Annotated in this window: 20 protein-coding genes; all 20 read left to right on the top strand. The window is 44.4% G+C overall.

Features of this window, described 5'->3' with window-relative positions; all coding sequences use genetic code 11:
* Positions 1 to 272 precede the first annotated feature (272 nt).
* The 20 genes from fapR to R2B72_RS05900 all read left to right on the top strand — a co-directional run bounded on the left by fapR (position 273) and on the right by R2B72_RS05900 (position 18,401).
* Positions 273 to 842, top strand: a complete 570-nt coding sequence (gene fapR, locus R2B72_RS05995) for a transcription factor FapR (RefSeq protein ID WP_318615464.1) — start codon at positions 273 to 275, stop codon at positions 840 to 842.
* 11 nt (positions 843 to 853) lie between these two features.
* Positions 854 to 1,846 carry a phosphate acyltransferase PlsX gene (gene plsX, locus R2B72_RS05990; RefSeq protein ID WP_318615463.1) on the top strand — a complete coding sequence of 331 codons (993 nt, stop codon included), beginning with the start codon at positions 854 to 856 and terminating at the stop codon, positions 1,844 to 1,846.
* Positions 1,843 to 2,787: an ACP S-malonyltransferase gene (fabD, locus tag R2B72_RS05985; RefSeq protein ID WP_318615462.1), complete on the top strand. Its 945-nt coding sequence runs from the start codon at positions 1,843 to 1,845 to the stop codon at positions 2,785 to 2,787. The genes plsX and fabD overlap by 4 nt, the downstream gene beginning before the upstream one ends.
* Positions 2,787 to 3,533 carry a 3-oxoacyl-[acyl-carrier-protein] reductase gene (gene fabG / locus R2B72_RS05980; RefSeq protein ID WP_318615461.1) on the top strand — a complete coding sequence of 249 codons (747 nt, stop codon included), beginning with the start codon at positions 2,787 to 2,789 and terminating at the stop codon, positions 3,531 to 3,533. The genes fabD and fabG overlap by 1 nt, the downstream gene beginning before the upstream one ends.
* 54 nt (positions 3,534 to 3,587) lie before the next feature.
* Positions 3,588 to 3,824: an acyl carrier protein gene (locus tag R2B72_RS05975; RefSeq protein WP_203246195.1), complete on the top strand. Its 237-nt coding sequence runs from the start codon at positions 3,588 to 3,590 to the stop codon at positions 3,822 to 3,824.
* A gap of 143 nt (positions 3,825 to 3,967) precedes the next feature.
* Complete coding sequence (gene rnc / locus R2B72_RS05970; protein ID WP_318615460.1) at positions 3,968 to 4,732, top strand: ribonuclease III; 765 nt, start codon at positions 3,968 to 3,970, stop codon at positions 4,730 to 4,732.
* 2 nt (positions 4,733 to 4,734) lie between these two features.
* Entirely contained in the window at positions 4,735 to 8,292 is a 3,558-nt protein-coding gene (smc, locus tag R2B72_RS05965) for a chromosome segregation protein SMC (RefSeq protein WP_318615458.1), read from the top strand.
* 14 nt (positions 8,293 to 8,306) lie between these two features.
* Positions 8,307 to 9,314 (top strand): signal recognition particle-docking protein FtsY, encoded by a 1,008-nt coding sequence (gene ftsY, locus R2B72_RS05960; protein ID WP_318615456.1) that lies wholly within the window; start codon positions 8,307 to 8,309, stop codon positions 9,312 to 9,314.
* A 72-nt stretch (positions 9,315 to 9,386) separates the two neighbouring features.
* Positions 9,387 to 9,719: a putative DNA-binding protein gene (locus R2B72_RS05955; RefSeq protein ID WP_318615455.1), complete on the top strand. Its 333-nt coding sequence runs from the start codon at positions 9,387 to 9,389 to the stop codon at positions 9,717 to 9,719.
* Positions 9,720 to 9,733: 14 nt separating this feature from the next.
* A complete protein-coding gene (gene ffh, locus R2B72_RS05950; RefSeq protein WP_318615454.1) occupies positions 9,734 to 11,089 on the top strand; it encodes a signal recognition particle protein in 1,356 nt (451 codons plus the stop codon).
* Between the two features lie 112 nt (positions 11,090 to 11,201).
* Complete coding sequence (gene rpsP / locus R2B72_RS05945) at positions 11,202 to 11,474, top strand: 30S ribosomal protein S16 (protein WP_203246201.1); 273 nt, start codon at positions 11,202 to 11,204, stop codon at positions 11,472 to 11,474.
* Between the two features lie 164 nt (positions 11,475 to 11,638).
* Positions 11,639 to 11,872, top strand: coding sequence for a KH domain-containing protein (locus R2B72_RS05940; protein ID WP_318615452.1), 234 nt, complete (start codon positions 11,639 to 11,641; stop codon positions 11,870 to 11,872).
* A 66-nt stretch (positions 11,873 to 11,938) separates the two neighbouring features.
* Complete coding sequence (gene rimM / locus R2B72_RS05935; RefSeq protein ID WP_318615450.1) at positions 11,939 to 12,454, top strand: ribosome maturation factor RimM; 516 nt, start codon at positions 11,939 to 11,941, stop codon at positions 12,452 to 12,454.
* Positions 12,454 to 13,191, top strand: a complete 738-nt coding sequence (trmD, locus tag R2B72_RS05930; RefSeq protein ID WP_318615552.1) for a tRNA (guanosine(37)-N1)-methyltransferase TrmD — start codon at positions 12,454 to 12,456, stop codon at positions 13,189 to 13,191. The genes rimM and trmD overlap by 1 nt, the downstream gene beginning before the upstream one ends.
* A gap of 134 nt (positions 13,192 to 13,325) precedes the next feature.
* Positions 13,326 to 13,670 (top strand): 50S ribosomal protein L19, encoded by a 345-nt coding sequence (gene rplS, locus R2B72_RS05925; RefSeq protein WP_318615551.1) that lies wholly within the window; start codon positions 13,326 to 13,328, stop codon positions 13,668 to 13,670.
* A 99-nt stretch (positions 13,671 to 13,769) separates the two neighbouring features.
* The gene (lepB, locus tag R2B72_RS05920; protein WP_318615449.1) at positions 13,770 to 14,327 is read left to right on the top strand and encodes a signal peptidase I; all 558 of its coding nucleotides are present in this window, start codon (positions 13,770 to 13,772) and stop codon (positions 14,325 to 14,327) included.
* 16 nt (positions 14,328 to 14,343) lie between these two features.
* Positions 14,344 to 15,207: a ribosome biogenesis GTPase YlqF gene (gene ylqF, locus R2B72_RS05915; RefSeq protein WP_318615448.1), complete on the top strand. Its 864-nt coding sequence runs from the start codon at positions 14,344 to 14,346 to the stop codon at positions 15,205 to 15,207.
* A gap of 127 nt (positions 15,208 to 15,334) precedes the next feature.
* The gene (locus tag R2B72_RS05910) at positions 15,335 to 16,117 is read left to right on the top strand and encodes a ribonuclease HII (protein WP_318615447.1); all 783 of its coding nucleotides are present in this window, start codon (positions 15,335 to 15,337) and stop codon (positions 16,115 to 16,117) included.
* Positions 16,114 to 18,108 carry a hypothetical protein gene (locus R2B72_RS05905; protein WP_318615446.1) on the top strand — a complete coding sequence of 665 codons (1,995 nt, stop codon included), beginning with the start codon at positions 16,114 to 16,116 and terminating at the stop codon, positions 18,106 to 18,108. The genes R2B72_RS05910 and R2B72_RS05905 overlap by 4 nt, the downstream gene beginning before the upstream one ends.
* Positions 18,105 to 18,401 (top strand): EscU/YscU/HrcU family type III secretion system export apparatus switch protein, encoded by a 297-nt coding sequence (locus R2B72_RS05900; RefSeq protein WP_318615445.1) that lies wholly within the window; start codon positions 18,105 to 18,107, stop codon positions 18,399 to 18,401. Before R2B72_RS05905 ends, R2B72_RS05900 begins: the two co-directional genes overlap by 4 nt.
* The last annotated feature ends 96 nt before the right edge of the window (positions 18,402 to 18,497 follow it).

Below are 18,497 nucleotides of genomic sequence, written 5' to 3'. Positions count from 1 at the left end.
ATTTCTATGGTGTCTAGCTCCAGGCGTCAGATGTTTGGACATAAGTCAGCTCGTCTGTGAGGCAAAGGGCACTCTTCGGCAATCTGTCATATACCTGCCACGGGCCTACAGGGAGGAAGGATTGAACTACATCCCTCCTTGTTGCCGCAGGACGCGGCGAATGTAGGTTGTATTCCATAAAACGGCGCCTTCCGTATTTCTATACTTGCATTCTCTTTTCCATCTTTATATACTACTATTAGTACCAAGTGCTAATCCGGAAGGTGAAATGATTGAGAATGCCTAAAAAGGAACGGCAACGACAGCTTGGATTGTTGCTCGAAGAAAATCCATTCTTAACGGATGGGGAACTATCGGAACATTTTACGGTCAGTGTACAAACGATTCGATTGGATCGATTGGAAGGCGGCATCCCTGAACTAAGGGAACGGTTAAAAACGGTCGCAACACGCACGATGAAAGAAGAAGTGAAGTCACTTCATTCCGATGAAATTATTGGAGATATTATTGATATAGAACTTGATAAAAAAGCGCTATCCATTTTTGATGTGACGACAGATCACGTTTTCCAACGAAATGGCATTACGCGGGGACATCATCTTTTTGCTCAAGCCAATTCACTTGCCGTTGCAGTTATGGATGATGATTTGGCGTTGACAGTGAAATCGACAATCAACTTCTTGAAACCTGTGAAAGCGGGGGACAGAGTTGTCGCGCGCGCTGAAGTAAAAAAAGAAAGCTTGTTGGAAAAACGGACACTCGTTGAAGTTGTTTCAACAGTCGGTGAAGAAACGGTATTCACAGGAGAGTTTTATATGTTTCGGACGACAGATAGGAAGTAGGTGGGAACTAGATGATAATAGCGCTAGATGGAATGGGTGGGGATCATGCGCCCGGTGAAATTATTGCCGGTGCATTGGAAAGTCTCGCTGCATTCGATGACATACACATACATATTTATGGTGATGAGCAGGCCATGTCACCTTTTCTTCAACAACATGAGCGTTTAAAAGTGATTCATTGTACAGAGAAAATTGAGGCGGATGATGAGCCAGTTCGCGCGATCCGTCGGAAAAAAGATGCATCCATGGTCAGAATGGCGCAAGCAGTTAAAGACGGGGAAGCGATGGCATGTGTGTCGGCGGGGAATACAGGTGCGCTGATGGCTGCAGGTTTGTTCGTCGTAGGACGAATTGACGGCATTGAGCGTCCAGCACTTGCTCCAACACTTCCAACGGTTGATGGCAAAGGTTTTGTTATGCTAGATCTAGGTGCCAATGCAGATGCCAAACCATCTCAACTAGGGCAATATGCAGTGATGGGAAGCATTTATGCTGAAAAAGTTCGCGGCATCGACAATCCGCGTATAGGTCTACTCAATATTGGCACTGAAGAAGGTAAAGGCAATGAATTGACAAAAGCGGCGTTTGCTGTTCTGTCAGAAGCGCCGATTAACTTTATTGGCAATGTGGAAGCACGTGATTTATTGACCGGTGTGGCGGATGTCGTCGTAACAGATGGCTTTACAGGTAATGTCGTGTTAAAAACGATCGAAGGAACTGCGGGTGCTTTCTTTTCTATGCTGAAAGAAGTATACGGTGCTTCGGTGAAAACAAAGCTGTCAGCTGCGCTAGTGAAAAATGATTTACGTGGCTTGAAGAACAAAATGGATTATACAGAATATGGTGGAGCGGGATTGTTTGGCTTAAATTCGCCTGTTATTAAAGCACATGGTTCATCCAATGCGAATGCCATCTTGAATGCCGTTCGACAAGCTAGAACGATGGCGCAATATGATGTTTGTGGCACGATTCGTGAAACGGTAAGAAAGGTGGATATACAATGACGAAAGTGGCATTTATTTTCCCAGGACAAGGCTCGCAAACAGTTGGTATGGGACAAGAATTGGCAGCAACTTATGACAACAGTAAGCAATTCTTTGAGCAGGCAGACCGTGTCCTTGATTTTCAACTAAGCCAGCTGATTACGGAAGGTCCGCAAGACGAATTGACGCTTACTTACAACGCACAGCCTGCGCTACTAACGGTTGGCTCGATGATTGCCGCAAGGTTAGTAGAAGCTGGTGTTACACCGGATTATACGGCTGGACACAGTCTCGGGGAATATACGGCGCTAGTTGCTTCGGGCGTACTGTCGTTTGAAGACGGTGTTTCTGTCGTTCATCAGCGTGGTTTGTTTATGAATGAAGCAGTTCCAGCAGGCGAAGGGGCAATGGCAGCTATTCTCGGACTTGAGGGTGACAAGCTGAGAGAAGTGACGGATGCGATTACAGCTGAGGGCTTTGCTGTCCAACCGGCTAACTTGAACTGTCCGGGGCAAATTGTGATCTCGGGAACGAAAGTCGGCGTCGAAAAAGCTTGTGTTCAGCTAAAAGAGGCGGGCGCAAAAAGAGCGATTCCACTCGATGTCAGTGGGCCGTTCCACTCATCACTGATGAAACCAGCGGCGGAAAAGTTACGTGCTGCGTTAGATGGAATAACGATGACAGATGCAACCATTCCGGTCATTGCCAATGTCAATGCATCTGCAGTCACACATGCTGATGACATAAAAGGCTTACTCGTTGAACAACTCTATTCTCCAGTACTTTGGGAGGATTCCGTTCGAACACTACTCGAACTAGGTGTCACGCACTTCATCGAATGTGGCCCAGGTAAAGTATTGAGTGGACTCGTTAAGAAGATAGATCGCAGTGCTACAATACTGCCGGTTTATGATGAAGAGACGTTACAAGCTGTTATCGAAGCTTCGAAAGGGTGGTCGTAATGGGCAAGTTTTTAGGGAAAGTGGCAATTGTTACAGGAGCGTCACGCGGAATTGGTCGAGAAATCGCATTGCTACTGGCGCAAGAAGGCGCGCGCGTTGCTGTTAACTACAGTGGTAGCAAGGACAAGGCTGAAGAGGTCGTTCAATTGATCACGGAATCTGGCGGAGAAGCGTTTGCGATTCAAGCGGATGTTTCCAATGCCGACAGCGTGAAAGCGATGGTCGATCAAACGTTAGAAACCTTTGGCTCAATTGATATACTCGTTAACAATGCGGGGATTACAAGAGATAACTTACTGATGCGAATGAAAGATGATGAGTGGGATGACGTCATCAACATCAACTTAAAAGGTGTGTTCCTATGCACGAAAGGTGTCACACGACAAATGATGAAGCAGCGTGCCGGCAAAATTGTCAACGTTGCATCGATTGTTGGTGTCTCGGGGAATCCGGGTCAGGCGAATTATGTTGCGGCAAAAGCGGGCGTCATCGGCTTTACAAAAACAGTGGCCAAAGAGCTTGCTTCACGTAATATCAATGTCAACGCTGTTGCTCCTGGCTTCATTACGACGGATATGACAGATGAGTTGAATGAAGACGTGAAAAGCCAAATGTTAACGGCTATTCCACTTGGTAAGCTAGGAAGTCCAGCAGATGTAGCAAAAACGGTTGCGTTTTTATTATCAGATGATGCCGCTTATATTACAGGACAGACTATCCATGTAGACGGTGGAATGGTAATGTAATAAAAGTAGTATTCTACTGAACAAAGTTAAAACCATTGAGGGGAGGTGACAAATTTGTCAACAGTACTTGAACGTGTAACGAAAGTAATCGTCGATCGCCTTGGTGTCGATGAAAGCGAAGTTAAATTAGAAGCTTCTTTCCGTGACGATCTCGGCGCAGATTCATTGGACGTCGTAGAACTTGTTATGGAATTAGAAGATGAATTCGAAATGGAAATTTCTGATGATGATGCTGAAAAGGTAACGACTGTAGGAGATACAGTTTCGTATATCGAATCAAAAATCAACTAATAGTCATTCCTGATGAGACTCCTTCATCCTTTCTACTTGAAAGGATGAAAGAGTCTCTTTTCCATCTTTCACGATTCTCTTTTGCACAAAGCCCGAGAAAAGGTTAAAATTATATCATTATGTACTGAAAGGCAGAATCGGTTATGAATAGTAGACGAAACAATGGAAGAACTACCACTGCAACACTTCCAATCACAATACGCAATAAGTTTGATGAGTTGCAACAGAGATTGGATATTCATTTTAAAAACCATGCGTTACTGTACAATGCGTTCACGCATTCATCTTATGTGAATGAGCATCGGAGAAAAAATTTCACTGATAACGAAAGACTTGAATTTTTAGGGGATGCCGTACTTGAACTCGGTGTGTCCCGGTTCCTTTATTCGACAGAGCCTGGCATGAGTGAAGGGGAACTGACGAAACTAAGGGCCGCGATTGTTTGCGAACCTTCCCTCGTTAAGTTTTCTAGCGAGCTCCATTTTGGAGATTATATTCTCCTAGGAAAAGGCGAGGAACAAACAGGGGGACGGATGCGCCCAGCCTTGCTAGCAGACGTATTTGAGGCATTTATCGGCGCGTTGTACATAGATCAAGGAATGGAAGCCGTCGTCCCGTTTCTTGAAAAAGTCGTATTTCCGAAAATCAGTGTCGGTGCTTTTTCGCATGTGATGGATTATAAAAGTCGTCTACAAGAAATTGTTCAGCAGAAAAATAATGGTCAACTCCAGTATGAAATCATTGAGGAGAAAGGACCTGCCCATGCGAAAAAATTCGTGACGGTGGTCCGCCTTGGTGAGACAGAACTTGGAACAGGTCTTGGGAAATCAAAAAAAGAAGCCGAACAAGAAGCTGCTCGCCATGCGATTCAAGAACTAAAGAGTCGCCAGGCTGAAGGGGAGAACTGATTGTGTTTCTGAAAAGACTTGAAATTATGGGATTCAAATCATTTGCCGAGCGGGTTGGCGTTGATTTTGTCCCAGGTGTAACAGCTGTTGTCGGTCCGAATGGCAGTGGGAAAAGTAATATTACAGATGCAATCCGTTGGGTGCTTGGCGAACAGTCAGCTAAATCCCTCCGTGGTGCGAAGATGGAGGATGTCATATTTGTAGGAAGTGATTCGCGGAAACCGCTGAATTTTGCAGAAGTGACGCTTATTCTCGATAACAGCAAAGGGCTGTTTCCGCTGGATTATACGGAAATAAGTGTCAGTAGACGTGTGTTTCGATCTGGGGAAAGTGCATATCTTTTAAACGGTCAACAATGTCGTTTGAAAGATGTCAACGATGTCTTTATGGATTCGGGACTTGGAAAAGAAGCGTTTTCTATCATTTCACAAGGCCGTGTTGATGAAATTCTGAACAGTCGTCCAGAGGATAGACGAAGTATTTTCGATGAAGCGGCTGGAGTACTCAAGTATAAAACGAGAAAAAAGAAAGCCGAGCACAAGCTGTTTGAGACCGAGGATAATTTAGATCGTATTCTCGATATATTAAAGGAACTTGATTCGCGAATCGGCCCTCTACGAGAAAGTGCGGAAGCAGCCAAGAAACATCAAGTGCTTTCAGAGGAAACACGTGAAGCGGATGTTTGCTTACTCAATTACGATGCACAAAATCTACGGAATGACATAGTCGTTAAAGTAGAGGAAGCGGAAAAGTTTGAACGAGATAAAGGGCGGCTTGAAGCAGATATCAAGGTGGCGGATGAAGAGTCCGCTTCCCTGACCCAACAGCTCGTTGTGATTGACGAACAATTGGATGACCTACAAAAGCAGCTTGTCGAAGCGAGTGCGGAGGCTGAAAAATGGGAAGGTAGACGTCTTTTATCATTAGAAAAGCGTCGTAATAGCGACCAACAGCTCGAAAGGATTCAACGAGAACTTGTTGAAACTGAACAGGATAAGTTGGTGCTTGCTGCAAAACTCGCGACAGCCCATGAAAAATTAGCCTTGTCGCAAAGTGAACATAAAAAAATAACTATTGAAATGGATGGCATTTCTCAAATTTTAAAGCGCTCCGTCAAGGAAACCGAACAACAAATCGAAGAGTTAAAATCGACTTATATCGATCGGTTGAACGAGGAAGCGACTATTCGTAATGATTTAAAACATATTGAGGAGCGTCTCGAAGGGGAACGAACTTCATCTGAAAAAATTTCACAACAGACATCTATTCTTCAAGAGAAACTTCAAGAACTCACGATAGAAAAGTCTGTAAAAGTGGCTGCATTAGCTGAATTGAAGCGAGAGTTAGCAAAAGCAGATTCAGCTTATCGTGAAGTAACAAAGGTATTACGGAAGACAGAAGATGACCTCAATGTGCAACAAGACCTTGTGCAAAAAGCGCTTAACAAGCAACATGAAATGCGTGGTAGAGTACATGCACTTGAAAGTATGGAAGCGGATTTTTCCGGTTTCTATTCAGGAGTCAAAGAAGTGCTAGTTGCGAAGAAATCTGGGAAGCTAGCGGGGATTGATGGGGCGGTAGCAGAATTAATTTCTGTTGATAAAGACTATATTAAAGCAGTGGAAACAGCACTTGGTGGTGCCATGCAACATATCGTCACAGCGACTGAGCTGGAAGCGAGAAAGGCTATTGCTTATTTAAAGGCAAAGAATGCGGGGAGAGCGACATTCTTGCCACGAGATGTCATGAAGTCGCGGAAGATTCAGCCGTCAGCTTTGCGTGCCGTGGAGCAACATCCGGAATTCATCGGCACTGCGGATCGCCTTGTACAAGCTGATGCAGCCTATGCAATCATTACTGAAAACTTACTTGGTAATACAATTGTTGCCAAAACACTGGCAGGTGCATCGGCTATCGCGAAGGCACTGGGTTATCGTTTCCGTGTTGTGACGATTGACGGTGATATTGTCAATGCAGGTGGTTCCCTGACCGGGGGCGGCGTTAAAGGACAGGCTTCAGTCTTTTCACGAAAAGCGGAGCTTGAAACATTGCAGGTACAGCTTGCTCGCATGGCTGAATCCATCCAATCTGCCACAACGACAATTGGCGATACAAAAATGGTTGTTGCGAAAAATTTACACGATGCGGATCGATTCCGGAAACTAAGCGACAGCCTACAAATCGATATTGCAACGGCAGAATCCAGCATTCGTGAGTCGGAAATAGCCATCCAGTCCGTTGAAGCAGATATTGCATCGACGGATTTGGGAAGACGCGGCGCTGAACATACGGGCTCCGAGTTATTGGACAAGAAATCAACACTACTGGAAAATCATGCGCAGGTGAAAAACAAGTTGGACGTGATCCAGTCGGAAGTAGCAACACTGGAACGCCTTGCTTCCAATTGGAGAAACGAAGAAGCCACATTAACAAGCCGTTACAATGAATTACGCGAGCAAGCGGCTGTCCTACGTGAGCAAAAGGTGCATCAACAATCCTTAATCGATGAAATGCAACATGCATCTAGCCAGGCTGAGCAAAAACTAATTTCGTTGCAGGATCAAATGCAGTTTTTCGCAGGGAATGAAGATGGCCGAGAGTTAACGGCCGAAGAGATTGTTGCGCAAATTGACAAGGCGTCTGCCGAAAGAAGTTTAATTGAAACAGCGATTATGACAGGTCGAGAAACACGCGCGGAACTTTCCACTCAACTTGAAGGGAAAGGCATGTTGCTGCGGCAGCTCAGAGAGCACTCGGGTGAAGTTATTTCCGCATTGAATGGACTGTCTGTCATCATCTCACGTCTTGAAGTGAAATATGAGGCCATCACGCAACGGCTGTTGGATGATTATGGATTGTATCCAGATGGAATTCTCCTCGTTGATTTTGAAGTGCAGCAAACGAGGGAAAAGGTTGAGGAGTTAAAACAGCAACTAGCAGCCTTAGGGCCCGTCAATCCTGGTTCTATTGAAGAGTTTTTGGAAGTGTCAGAGCGCCATACATTTTTAAACGAGCAGCGCAATGACTTAATAGAAGCCAAAAACACGCTTCGCGAAGCGATGTCCGAGATGGATGCGGAAATGACCATGCGTTTCTCGACGACATTCAATGCTGTTCAGAATCGTTTTCGTCAAGTGTTTAAGGAGATGTTCGGCGGCGGGGATGCTGATTTAATCCTCACACAACCGAATAATTTGTTGGAAACGGGTGTAGAAATCGTTGCACGCCCTCCAGGGAAGAAATTGCAGAATTTAAGTTTGCTGTCAGGTGGCGAACGTTCATTGACGGCGATTGCTTTGTTGTTCTCCATCATCGAAGTTCGACCTGTGCCGTTTTGTATTCTTGATGAAGTGGAAGCGGCGCTTGATGAAGCGAATGTCATACGATACAGTAAATATTTGAGGAAATCCTCTGAGAACACACAATTCATCGTCATTACCCATCGGAAAGGAACGATGGAAGGGGCTGACGTGCTTTATGGAATTACGATGCAGGAATCGGGTGTGTCCAGACTCATTTCGGTCAAGCTGTCTGAGGTACCAGAAGAAGCAATTATGTAAGGGAGTGGATTAGCATGTCTTTTTTCAAGAAGTTAAAAGAGAAAATCACAGGTACAAATGAAGCGGTAACTGAGAAATTTAAGGATGGTTTGGCGAAGACGCGTGACACATTTACCTCAAAAGTAAACGACCTAGTTGCACGTTTTCGTGAAGTCGACGAGGAGTTTTTTGAGGAATTAGAAGAACTACTGTTGCAAGCTGATGTTGGCTTTGAAACAGTTATGGAATTGATTGATCAACTAAAGCTCGAAGTACAACGAAAAAACATTAAAGATACAGCAGGTATTCAGTCAGTTATTTCAGAAAAACTTGTCGAAATATATGAGGCTGGAGAAAAAATTGATAGCAACTTAAATATCCAAGAAGATGGATTGACTGTTGTGTTAATGGTTGGGGTGAATGGTGTCGGTAAGACGACTACCATCGGCAAATTGGCTGCCCGACTGATGGCAGAAGGGAAGACGGTCATGCTAGCGGCTGGAGATACATTCCGAGCTGGGGCTATTGATCAGCTCGTCGTGTGGGGTGAACGTGCCGGTGTTGAAGTGATCCGTCAATCAGAAGGATCCGATCCGGCGGCTGTGATGTACGATGCCATCCGTGCTGCGAAAAATCGTAATGTTGATGTCTTGATTTGCGATACGGCTGGTAGGCTCCAAAACAAAGTTAACTTGATGAATGAACTTGAAAAAGTGCATCGTGTCATTAGTAAAGAAGTAGAGGGAGCGCCACATGAAGTGCTCCTTGCACTTGATGCAACAACAGGTCAAAATGCATTGGTCCAAGCGCAGACATTCAAGGAAGCAACAAATGTCACTGGTATTGTCTTGACAAAGCTAGATGGCACAGCAAAGGGGGGCATCGTCCTTGCTATTCGAAATAAATTGAATATCCCTGTGAAATTCGTCGGTCTTGGTGAAGGAGTAGACGATTTGCAACCTTTTGATCCGGAAAAATATGTTTATGGTCTTTTTGCAGATGGTCTGGAATTGGAACAGCAGCAGGATGAATCAGACAAGTAATTTAGCTTGACAGTACACGATGGTCATACTATGATGACATAGGAAGAAACAGGCGAGGGGGCAAGACTTATCGTGCTTGCAAAAACAACACGCATTAACTTCCTCTTTGATTTCTATCAGTCGCTTTTGACTGATAAACAGAGACTGTATATGCAATTATATTACTTGGAAGACTTTTCGCTCGGCGAGATTGCAGGAGAATACGGCGTATCACGACAAGCTGTCTATGATAATGTGCGTAGGACAGAGGCAATGCTCGAAGACTATGAAATGAAGTTAAACTTGTTTTCGAAGTTTCAACAACGGTTAGAAATTGTGGACCGTCTGGAACAGCTCATAACCGATCCAGACGAACAATCGGCAACGATTAGAGAACTGTTGATTGAACTAAAAGATCATGAGTAGAGGAGGCTCTGTGCATGGCATTTGAAGGTTTAGCCCAGCGCCTGCAAGGGACGCTACAGAAAATAACGGGCAAAGGGAAAATCAGCGAAGCAGACGTCAAAGAAATGATGCGTGAAGTGCGCTTCGCACTTATCGAAGCAGACGTCAATTTAAAAGTTGTTAAAGAGTTTGTTAAAACAGTAAGTGAACGGGCTGTTGGCCAAGATGTTATGAAAAGTCTAACACCTGGTCAACAAGTGGTCAAAATCGTTAAAGATGAACTGACAAATTTGATGGGTGGCGAACAAAATCCCATTCAATTTGCCAGGAAATCTCCGACAGTTATTATGATGGTCGGTCTGCAAGGGGCAGGGAAAACGACGACATCCGGGAAATTGGCAACCGTTCTTCGTAAGCGACACAACAAAAAACCGCTACTTGTAGCAGCGGACGTTTACAGACCAGCTGCGATTCAACAGTTGGAAACACTTGGCAAACAGTTAACTGTACCGGTCTTTTCACTTGGAACGGATGTATCTCCTGTTGAAATCGTTCGCCAAGCACTTGCAGAAGCGGAAAGAGAACACCATGACGTTGTCATCATTGACACGGCAGGGCGGCTTCATGTTGATGAAGTACTGATGCAAGAGCTACAAGACATTCGAGATCTTAGCAAGCCGGAAGAAGTATTCCTCGTGGTTGATGCAATGACAGGGCAGGATGCTGTTAACGTCGCGCAAAGTTTCAATGAAACAGTTGGCATCACAGGTGTTGTTCTTACGAAATTGGATGGAGACACACGAGGTGGTGCGGCACTTTCTATACGTTCAGTTACTGACAAGCCTATTAAATTTGTCGGTATGGGTGAGAAAATGGATGCACTTGAACCATTTCATCCAGAGCGTATGGCGTCTAGAATTCTTGGGATGGGCGATGTTATGTCACTCATCGAAAAAGCGCAAGAGAATGTGGATGAAGAAAAGGCTAAAGAACTTGAACAAAAGTTCCGAACGCAATCATTTACGCTCGATGACTTCCTCGACCAGCTTCAGCAAGTGAAAAAAATGGGGCCGCTCGACGAGTTATTGAAAATGATGCCGGGTGCCAATAAAATCAAAGGCCTTGAAAATGCCAAAGTTGATGAAGGTCAGATGGGGCGCGTTGAAGCAGTCATTCAGTCAATGACAACGGCGGAGCGTACTACACCTGACATTATCAACGCCAATCGCCGTAAGCGAATCGCCAAAGGATCTGGGACGACTATTCAAGACGTTAATCGATTACTGAAGCAATTCGAAGACATGAAGAAGATGGTTAAGCAAATGTCGAACATGCAACAAAAAGGTAAAAAGAAAAATAAAATGCCTGGATTTGACGCGTTTTTTAAATAAAATCCACGATTTTTAAAAGAATTTTAAGGTGTTAAGAAAAAACACTTTACAAACATCAAAAAGCTTGATAATATACTATCTTGTGTGAAACTATTCGGAGGTGCAAGTAAAAATGTCAGTAAAAATTCGTCTTAAACGTATGGGAGCAAAGAAAACTCCTTTCTATCGTATTGTTGTAGCAGATTCACGTTCACCACGTGATGGTCGTCAAATCGAAACAGTTGGTACTTACAACCCGCTTACAAAACCAGCGGAAGTAAAAATCAACGAAGAGCTAGCGCTTAAATGGCTTCAGAATGGTGCGAAACCATCTGATACAGTTCGTAATCTGTTTTCTGACCAAGGTATCATGGAGAAATTCCATAACGCTAAACACGGTAAGTAAAGTGAAACTGCAATCAGTGGGGATTTTCTCACCCACTGATTGCTAGTTGAACCAATCGGGCATTTACGGGCAGTTAACGCCTACGTAATGTCTGGAGATTCAATTCTAGCTATGAAAGTGGAGTTTTACTGCCCGTTAATGCGGGGTAATCAGGAGGGGTGCACATGAAGCAGCTGATTGAAACAATCGTCAAACCGTTAGTCGATTATCCCGGGGATGTCCGGGTTGCAATGGATGAGCACGATAATCGTGTCATCTACAAACTAGCCGTAAATCCTGAAGATTTGGGAAAAGTTATCGGCAAGCAGGGGCGTGTGGCGAAAGCGATACGCACTATTGTTTATTCAGCAGCAGGCGGTCACCACGGCAAGAAAGTTTATATCGATATTGTAGATTGATATGAAAAGGGAAGGAGCCTATGTTCCTTCCCTTTTGCTTATAAAAAATAAAAGGACGGTGTACGTATGCAATGGTTTAACGTAGGAACAATCGTCAATACACATGGTATTCGCGGGGAAGTACGTGTGATTTCACGCACGCATTTTCCGGAAGAACGCTATACAGTAGGCAATAAGCTTGCGCTGTTTATGCCCGACAGTAAAACACCTATTTACCTAGTTGTGGCAAGTCATCGTCAGCATAAGAATTTTGATTTGCTGACGTTTGAAAATCACTTTAATGTCAATGATGTTGAAAAGTATCGCAACGGTGTTTTCAAAATATCGGAAAACGACCTAGGTGAGCTGGATGAAAATGAGTTCTACTACCATGAAATTGTCGGTTGTACAGTTTTCACGACTGAAGGCGTCAATATCGGTAAAGTAACGGAAATTCTTGAAACAGGTGCCAATGATGTCTGGACAGTAACGCCAGAAAAAGGGAAGCCGCATTATATTCCTTATATTGAAGACATTGTCAAAGAAGTAGATATTGATTCTAAAAAAATTATCATTGATCCGATGGAAGGACTTCTGTCATGATGAAAATCGATGTCCTGTCATTGTTTCCGGAAATGTTTGAAGGTGTACTTCATTCATCTATTATGAAAAAAGCGCAAACCAATGATGCGGTATCTTTTGAAGTGACCGATTTCCGTGACTACTCTACGGACAAGCATCACAAAGTCGATGATTATCCGTATGGTGGTGGAGCGGGGATGGTGCTCAAGCCGGAACCGATTTTTGCGGCAGTAGAAGCATTGTCTGAGGGGCTTGAAAAACGCCCCCGTGTCATTCTTATGTGCCCTCAAGGGGAACGCTTTACGCAAAAGAAAGCAGAAGAGCTGTCGACAGAAGAGCATGTCATTTTTATTTGCGGCCATTATGAGGGCTACGACGAGCGGATACGCCAGCATCTGGTGACAGATGAGCTATCCATTGGGGACTTCGTTCTGACGGGTGGAGAAATCGCTGCGATGGCTGTCATCGACAGTGTTGTTCGCTTGCTACCGAATGTACTAGGTAACGTAGACTCGCCTGTACTCGATTCATTTTCTAATGGCTTGCTCGAACATCCACAATACACGCGGCCGGCAAATTTCAAAGGCATGGAAGTGCCGGAGATATTATTATCCGGCAACCATGCCAAAGTCGATCAATGGCGTGAAGAGCAATCTCTTCTCCGGACATTTGAACGGCGCAAGGACATGCTCAAAGACGCGCCACTTACTGACCATCAACGCAAATTGCTTCAGCAATTAAATCAACAACAAAAATAAACGACTCGTCTTGCACCGACTTGTCCTTTGTGCTATTATTTAATTTGTACTTCTATGGGGAGTACATATTGACTGATGTTCCGCTGCAAAGGCAAGAGATGCATGAGCGTCTGTGGAGAAGGAGAGAAAAAATTATGCAACAACTTATTGCAGACATTACAAAAGATCAGCTTCGTGCAGATCATCCATCATTCCGTGCGGGAGACACAGTTCGTTTGCACGTGAAAATCGTTGAGGGAACGCGTGAGCGTATCCAGCTATTCGAAGGCGTTGTTATCAAACGTCGTGGTGGCGGAATTAGTGAAACTTTCACAGTTCGTAAAATTTCTAACGGTGTTGGTGTTGAGCGTACATTCCCTGTACACACACCAAAAATCACTCTACTTGAAGTAATTCGTCGTGGTAAAGTACGTCGTGCGAAATTGTACTACCTTCGCAGTCTACGCGGAAAAGCTGCACGTATCAAAGAACTTCGATAAAACAAAGATGCAGGAGGCCAACAAAAGGCCTCCTTTCTTTTTGCCTCAAAATTGAATAGACTGTACAATAAGGACAGAAGTATGCGGGAGGCTTTGGCGATGAATGAAGAGAAGAAGAAAAACGAAACATGGGAATGGATGAAGGCGCTATTAATCGCGTTCGGGCTTGCAGCAATTATTCGTGTATTCTTATTTACACCGATTGTTGTAGATGGAGAATCGATGATGCCAACACTTGAGAATGGGGACCGGATGATTGTTAACAAAATTGGTTACACAATTGGTAAACCGGACCGATTTGATATTGTCGTGTTCCACGCGCCTGAACAGAAAGATTACATCAAACGAGTCATCGGACTTCCTGGTGACGAAGTGGAGTATCGAGATGACGTTTTGTACATTAATGGCAAGGCATTTGAGGAACCTTATCTTGATCAATACAAAGCAGAAGTTGCGGATAGTCCCCTAACAGAAGATTTCACGCTTGAAGAGAAAATTCAACGTACAACAGTCCCGGAAGGTCATGTGTTTGTTCTTGGGGATAATAGAAGAAAAAGTAAGGATTCCAGACACATTGGAGCCGTAGCAATTGACGAAATCATTGGCAATACGAATATTGTATTTTGGCCAATCGAAGATTTCGGGTTCGTTAAATAAGAAAGGTGTTCATAGTATGACAATTCAGTGGTTCCCAGGGCATATGGCGAAAGCGCGCCGCGAAGTAACCGAGCAGCTGAAGCTTGTAGATATCGTTTTTGAATTGATTGACGCAAGGCTTCCGCTGTCATCTAGAAATCCAATGATTGATGAGGTCATCCATCAGAAACCGAGACTGCTTATTTTGAATAAAATGGACCTGGCAGATGAAACGGAGACTGCACGTTGGATCCATTATTTTGAAGCGCGAGGTGATCGTGCTGTTGCCATTAATTCATTCGAAGGCAAAGGTCTTCAGACGGTTATTAAGGCTGCGAAAGAAATATTGGAACCGAAGCTAGAGAGGATGCGCAAGAGAGGCATTCGCCCAGGTGCAATCCGAGCGATGATTGTTGGGATCCCGAACGTCGGGAAATCAACATTGATTAACCGACTTGCGAAGAAAAACATTGCTAGGACAGGAAACACACCTGGTGTCACCAGAGCCCAGCAGTGGATCAAGTTTGAAAAAGAACTTGAGTTGCTCGATACACCAGGGATTCTTTGGCCGAAGTTTGAAGACAAAGATGCAGGTTATAAACTGGCGTTGACAGGTGCTATCAAAGACTCCATCGTCAATATGGAGGACTTGGCTGTCTACGGTCTGCGTTTTCTTGAAGCGCATTATCCTAACCGGCTGTCAGAAAGATACGGTTTAACAACTGTTGGCGACGACATTCTTCAAGTGTTCAATCAAATCGGTTCACTTCGTAAAGTGTATACGACAGGTGGAGAAGTTGAATATGATAAAGTAGCAGAGCTAATCGTTCGTGATATACGCAACGAATATCTCGGTAAACTAACATTTGACTTCACAGCTGACCAACTCCAAAATGACTAGGCCGATGCCGATACGGAACTTATTTCCGAGGCTATCGGCCTTTCCTATTATATGGGTAGAAAAGCGCTGTGAATAGCCGATATATGTAGTAGGGCGACATGACATCGAGTGCTGGAAGGTGATTACAATGACAACAATAAAAGACATTATAGAAATGTTGCAGAAGGCCGAAGAACCTGCGCCGTGGATGGCAGAACTCGGGCAAGACTCGAGGGCGGGCGTAAAAAATGCGTTGGCTAGATGGCAACGTCAATATCATAAAAAACAAATGATGATGCAAGAGCATATGGCGAAAATGGCGTTTGACAAGTCATTTGCGCCGTTTGAAGGAGCGATGGTTGCTGGGGTTGATGAAGCTGGTAGAGGGCCGCTAGCGGGGCCGGTAGTGACGGCTGCGGTCATTTTACCGCGAGAAGTCCCAGAATTAGTTGGGCTTGATGATTCGAAGAGCATTTCGAAAGTGGAACGGCAACGGTTGGCGGAGCTTATTCATAACGTTTCGATTGCCTGTTCGACACATATTCAATCAGCTCGTAGTATTGATGACTTGAATATTTACGCCGCAACAAGAGATTCGATGGAACAAGCAGTAAAGGCGCTACCTGTTAAGCCTGACTTTGTCATTGTAGATGCGATGGCACTCGACATAGATTGTCCGACTGAGTCCGTCATCAAAGGCGATGCAAAGAGCTTAGCAGTAGCGGCAGCTTCTATTATCGCAAAGACAACAAGAGATGCCATTATGGATCAGTTACATACTGATTTTCCCGAGTATCATTTCGAAAAAAATGCGGGATATGGAACAGCGGAACATGTAGAAGCCTTACATATACACGGACCATGCGAACACCACCGCACAAGTTTTGAACCCGTTAAATCAATGATTGCAGAAGGGAGGAAGAGCCGATGAGTTTTCCGACGTCCGCACCCATAACGAGCCAAGTAACGCTAACCGCTGTCCAAGCCAAACCACTTGTGATGAACGAAGGACAGATGTTCCATGGGCAAATCAAACAACTTTTCCCGGGTCAAGTGGCGGAAGTGCAAATTGGTAATCAAAAGTTAATTGCCAAACTGGAAGTGCCTATGAAAGCCGGCGATTCTTATTATTTTCAAGTGAAAGCAGTGGAACCGGAACTGCAATTGAAAATCATATCGGGACCTACACAGACAGCCGAAGGACAAGCCCCTAAATTGGGTGGCCTTATGGACGCGATGCAATTACCGAAGACACCAGAAATGCAAGCACTTTTAACGACTGTGATGAAAAATAAAATTACGATGACAAGAGAGAACTTGCTTGAAGCGGAAGCTATGCTAAAAAGTGTGCCTGCTGCTGCCAGGAATGAAGCACTTGCGTCCATACAGAAGATAGTTGAATTAAAATTACCTTTCAATGAAACGATTTTTCGTTCATTGTTAGGCGTCGAAACGAAAGAGGGATTACACGCCGTTTTGACTTCGCTCAAAACGGCATTGATGGCAGACTCAGCTGTTTCTGCACAAGTAAAAGATGTCATCCTTGCTGCGCTAGACAAAATGGCTAAACCGATGGCGCAAGCGACTGGAGGTGCGCTTCTAGGTCAATCGTTACTAACACTACTCAGCGATACGGAGAGCTCGGAAAATCGATTTTCTATTTTGCAAATGTTGAAAAGTGCAGGGATTTTACCGCAGCAAACATCGCTTGCGAACTTGCAACAAGTCCTCGCCTCTCTGTTGACTAATGGTGATAGCGGACGTGCGGAGACCTCGTTGGATGCGAATGTAACTCGGACAGTGCAGACAAATCAGATAAGCGCTCAACCAATTCAAACCCAAGCACCCTTGCAGTCTGCACAAAGTATGCAAGAAATAGCAACCCTCCTGAAACAAATGGGCAACGCGTCTCCTGCGCAGATGAAAGCATCCATTGAAACGTTAAAAGTGCTTATTGCGGCCGAACCAACGATAAATACTAGTCAGAAAGCAGTACTAATGGCAATTCTTGACCGTCCGATGGGCACACCTCCAGCTGCTGATGCAGCAACGAAGCTAGTTCAAGAATTTAGCCATGCACTCATTCGGGGGACGGCCGAGAATGCGATTTCTACACAGCTTCAGATGCATACACCAGCCCAAGGTTTTAAAGAACAATTGCTTACTTTACTCGGTCAACAATCACCGCAGCAAGGGGCTGAAAAGTTAGCAACACTTGTCCAAGCGGCAGAACGCTCCGACAATGGTGCGATCCAAAAGGCACTACAAACAGCTGAAACAGCGGTTGCCGCAGCAGTTGACGGTAAAGCGGTAAAAGAGGCATTGCAAACGGTTATGCGGTCATTTGGACTCAATTATGAAGCGGGGCTCCTTGGCAAAGATGCTGATGTTGGGCGTCTTGCGGAAACACTCAAGCCGCAGCTGTTAGCATTAATGCAAGACCTAACCGTATCGCCAGCATTGCGTGAGGCGGCAGAAACTGTTGTCATGAGGATGAATGGTCCTCTTCTTCAATCAGGAGAAAATGGTGTTCAACATCAGCTCATTATGCAAGTACCGTTAGAGTTTTTCGGTAAGCGGATTGATGCGACATTACAGTGGAATGGTCGTATGAAAGACAATGGAAAAATTGATCCTGACTTTGCACGAATTCTCTTTTATCTCGACCTTGGATCAATTGATAAGACGGTAATTGACATGCAGGTTCAAAACAGGGTCATCTCGGTGACGGTTTTCAATGCGGATGATACGCTCAAGGCAGTTGCGGCACCTCTACAGCATAAGCTGAAAGAGGGACTTGGGGCAGCTGGCTACAAATTATCGGCTGTCTTTTTCAAGAATTTCATCGAGGAAGAGGAAAAAATGTCGAAAATGAAAAAAAGTATCCTAACAGATGGACAAGGAGTTGATTTTCGAATATGACGACTGAGGGGCACGTCCGAAAGGAGGCGGTTGCTCTTTCTTATAATCCGAATTCGGCCAGTGCACCGAAAGTAATAGCGGCGGGGAAAGGGAAAATTGCTGAAAATATTGTAGAAAAAGCAAAAGCACATGATATTCCGATTCAGGAAGATCCTAGCCTTGTAGAAATTTTAGGACAATTGAATATTAATGAATCGATTCCAGAAGAGTTATATAAAGCAGTATCTGAGGTTTTTGCCTATATTTATCAAATCGATCGCGAGCATGGACTTAAAAAGAAGAAGGATTCCTAAATTGATTGCAATAAATCACTAGATTCGACAATGTAGTTGTGGACATTGTATGACATGTTTACTACAATGGTTAAGGCAAGTAAATTATGAGTTACA

Origin of the sequence: Sporosarcina sp. YIM B06819 (assembly GCF_033485175.1) — a bacterium.
Classification (GTDB): Bacteria; Bacillota; Bacilli; order Bacillales_A; family Planococcaceae; genus Sporosarcina.
The sequence above is the reverse complement of the archived record's forward strand: the minus strand, read 5'-3'. Positions and strand labels throughout refer to the sequence as shown.

Bases quoted from the DNA above. Each gene is read 5' to 3' on its own strand.
- trmD (WP_318615552.1), top strand. From the start codon at position 12,454: ATGAAAATCGATGTCCTGTCATTGTTTCCGGAAATGTTTGAAGGTGTA.
- R2B72_RS05905 (WP_318615446.1), top strand. From the start codon at position 16,114: ATGAGTTTTCCGACGTCCGCACCCATAACGAGCCAAGTAACGCTAACC.
- fabG (WP_318615461.1), top strand. From the start codon at position 2,787: ATGGGCAAGTTTTTAGGGAAAGTGGCAATTGTTACAGGAGCGTCACGC.
- lepB (WP_318615449.1), top strand. From the start codon at position 13,770: ATGAATGAAGAGAAGAAGAAAAACGAAACATGGGAATGGATGAAGGCG.
- rplS (WP_318615551.1), top strand. From the start codon at position 13,326: ATGCAACAACTTATTGCAGACATTACAAAAGATCAGCTTCGTGCAGAT.
- fabD (WP_318615462.1), top strand. From the start codon at position 1,843: ATGACGAAAGTGGCATTTATTTTCCCAGGACAAGGCTCGCAAACAGTT.
- R2B72_RS05900 (WP_318615445.1), top strand. From the start codon at position 18,105: ATGACGACTGAGGGGCACGTCCGAAAGGAGGCGGTTGCTCTTTCTTAT.
- ffh (WP_318615454.1), top strand. From the start codon at position 9,734: ATGGCATTTGAAGGTTTAGCCCAGCGCCTGCAAGGGACGCTACAGAAA.
- ylqF (WP_318615448.1), top strand. From the start codon at position 14,344: ATGACAATTCAGTGGTTCCCAGGGCATATGGCGAAAGCGCGCCGCGAA.
- rpsP (WP_203246201.1), top strand. From the start codon at position 11,202: ATGTCAGTAAAAATTCGTCTTAAACGTATGGGAGCAAAGAAAACTCCT.
- R2B72_RS05940 (WP_318615452.1), top strand. From the start codon at position 11,639: ATGAAGCAGCTGATTGAAACAATCGTCAAACCGTTAGTCGATTATCCC.
- plsX (WP_318615463.1), top strand. From the start codon at position 854: ATGATAATAGCGCTAGATGGAATGGGTGGGGATCATGCGCCCGGTGAA.
- R2B72_RS05910 (WP_318615447.1), top strand. From the start codon at position 15,335: ATGACAACAATAAAAGACATTATAGAAATGTTGCAGAAGGCCGAAGAA.
- ftsY (WP_318615456.1), top strand. From the start codon at position 8,307: ATGTCTTTTTTCAAGAAGTTAAAAGAGAAAATCACAGGTACAAATGAA.
- rnc (WP_318615460.1), top strand. From the start codon at position 3,968: ATGAATAGTAGACGAAACAATGGAAGAACTACCACTGCAACACTTCCA.
- rimM (WP_318615450.1), top strand. From the start codon at position 11,939: ATGCAATGGTTTAACGTAGGAACAATCGTCAATACACATGGTATTCGC.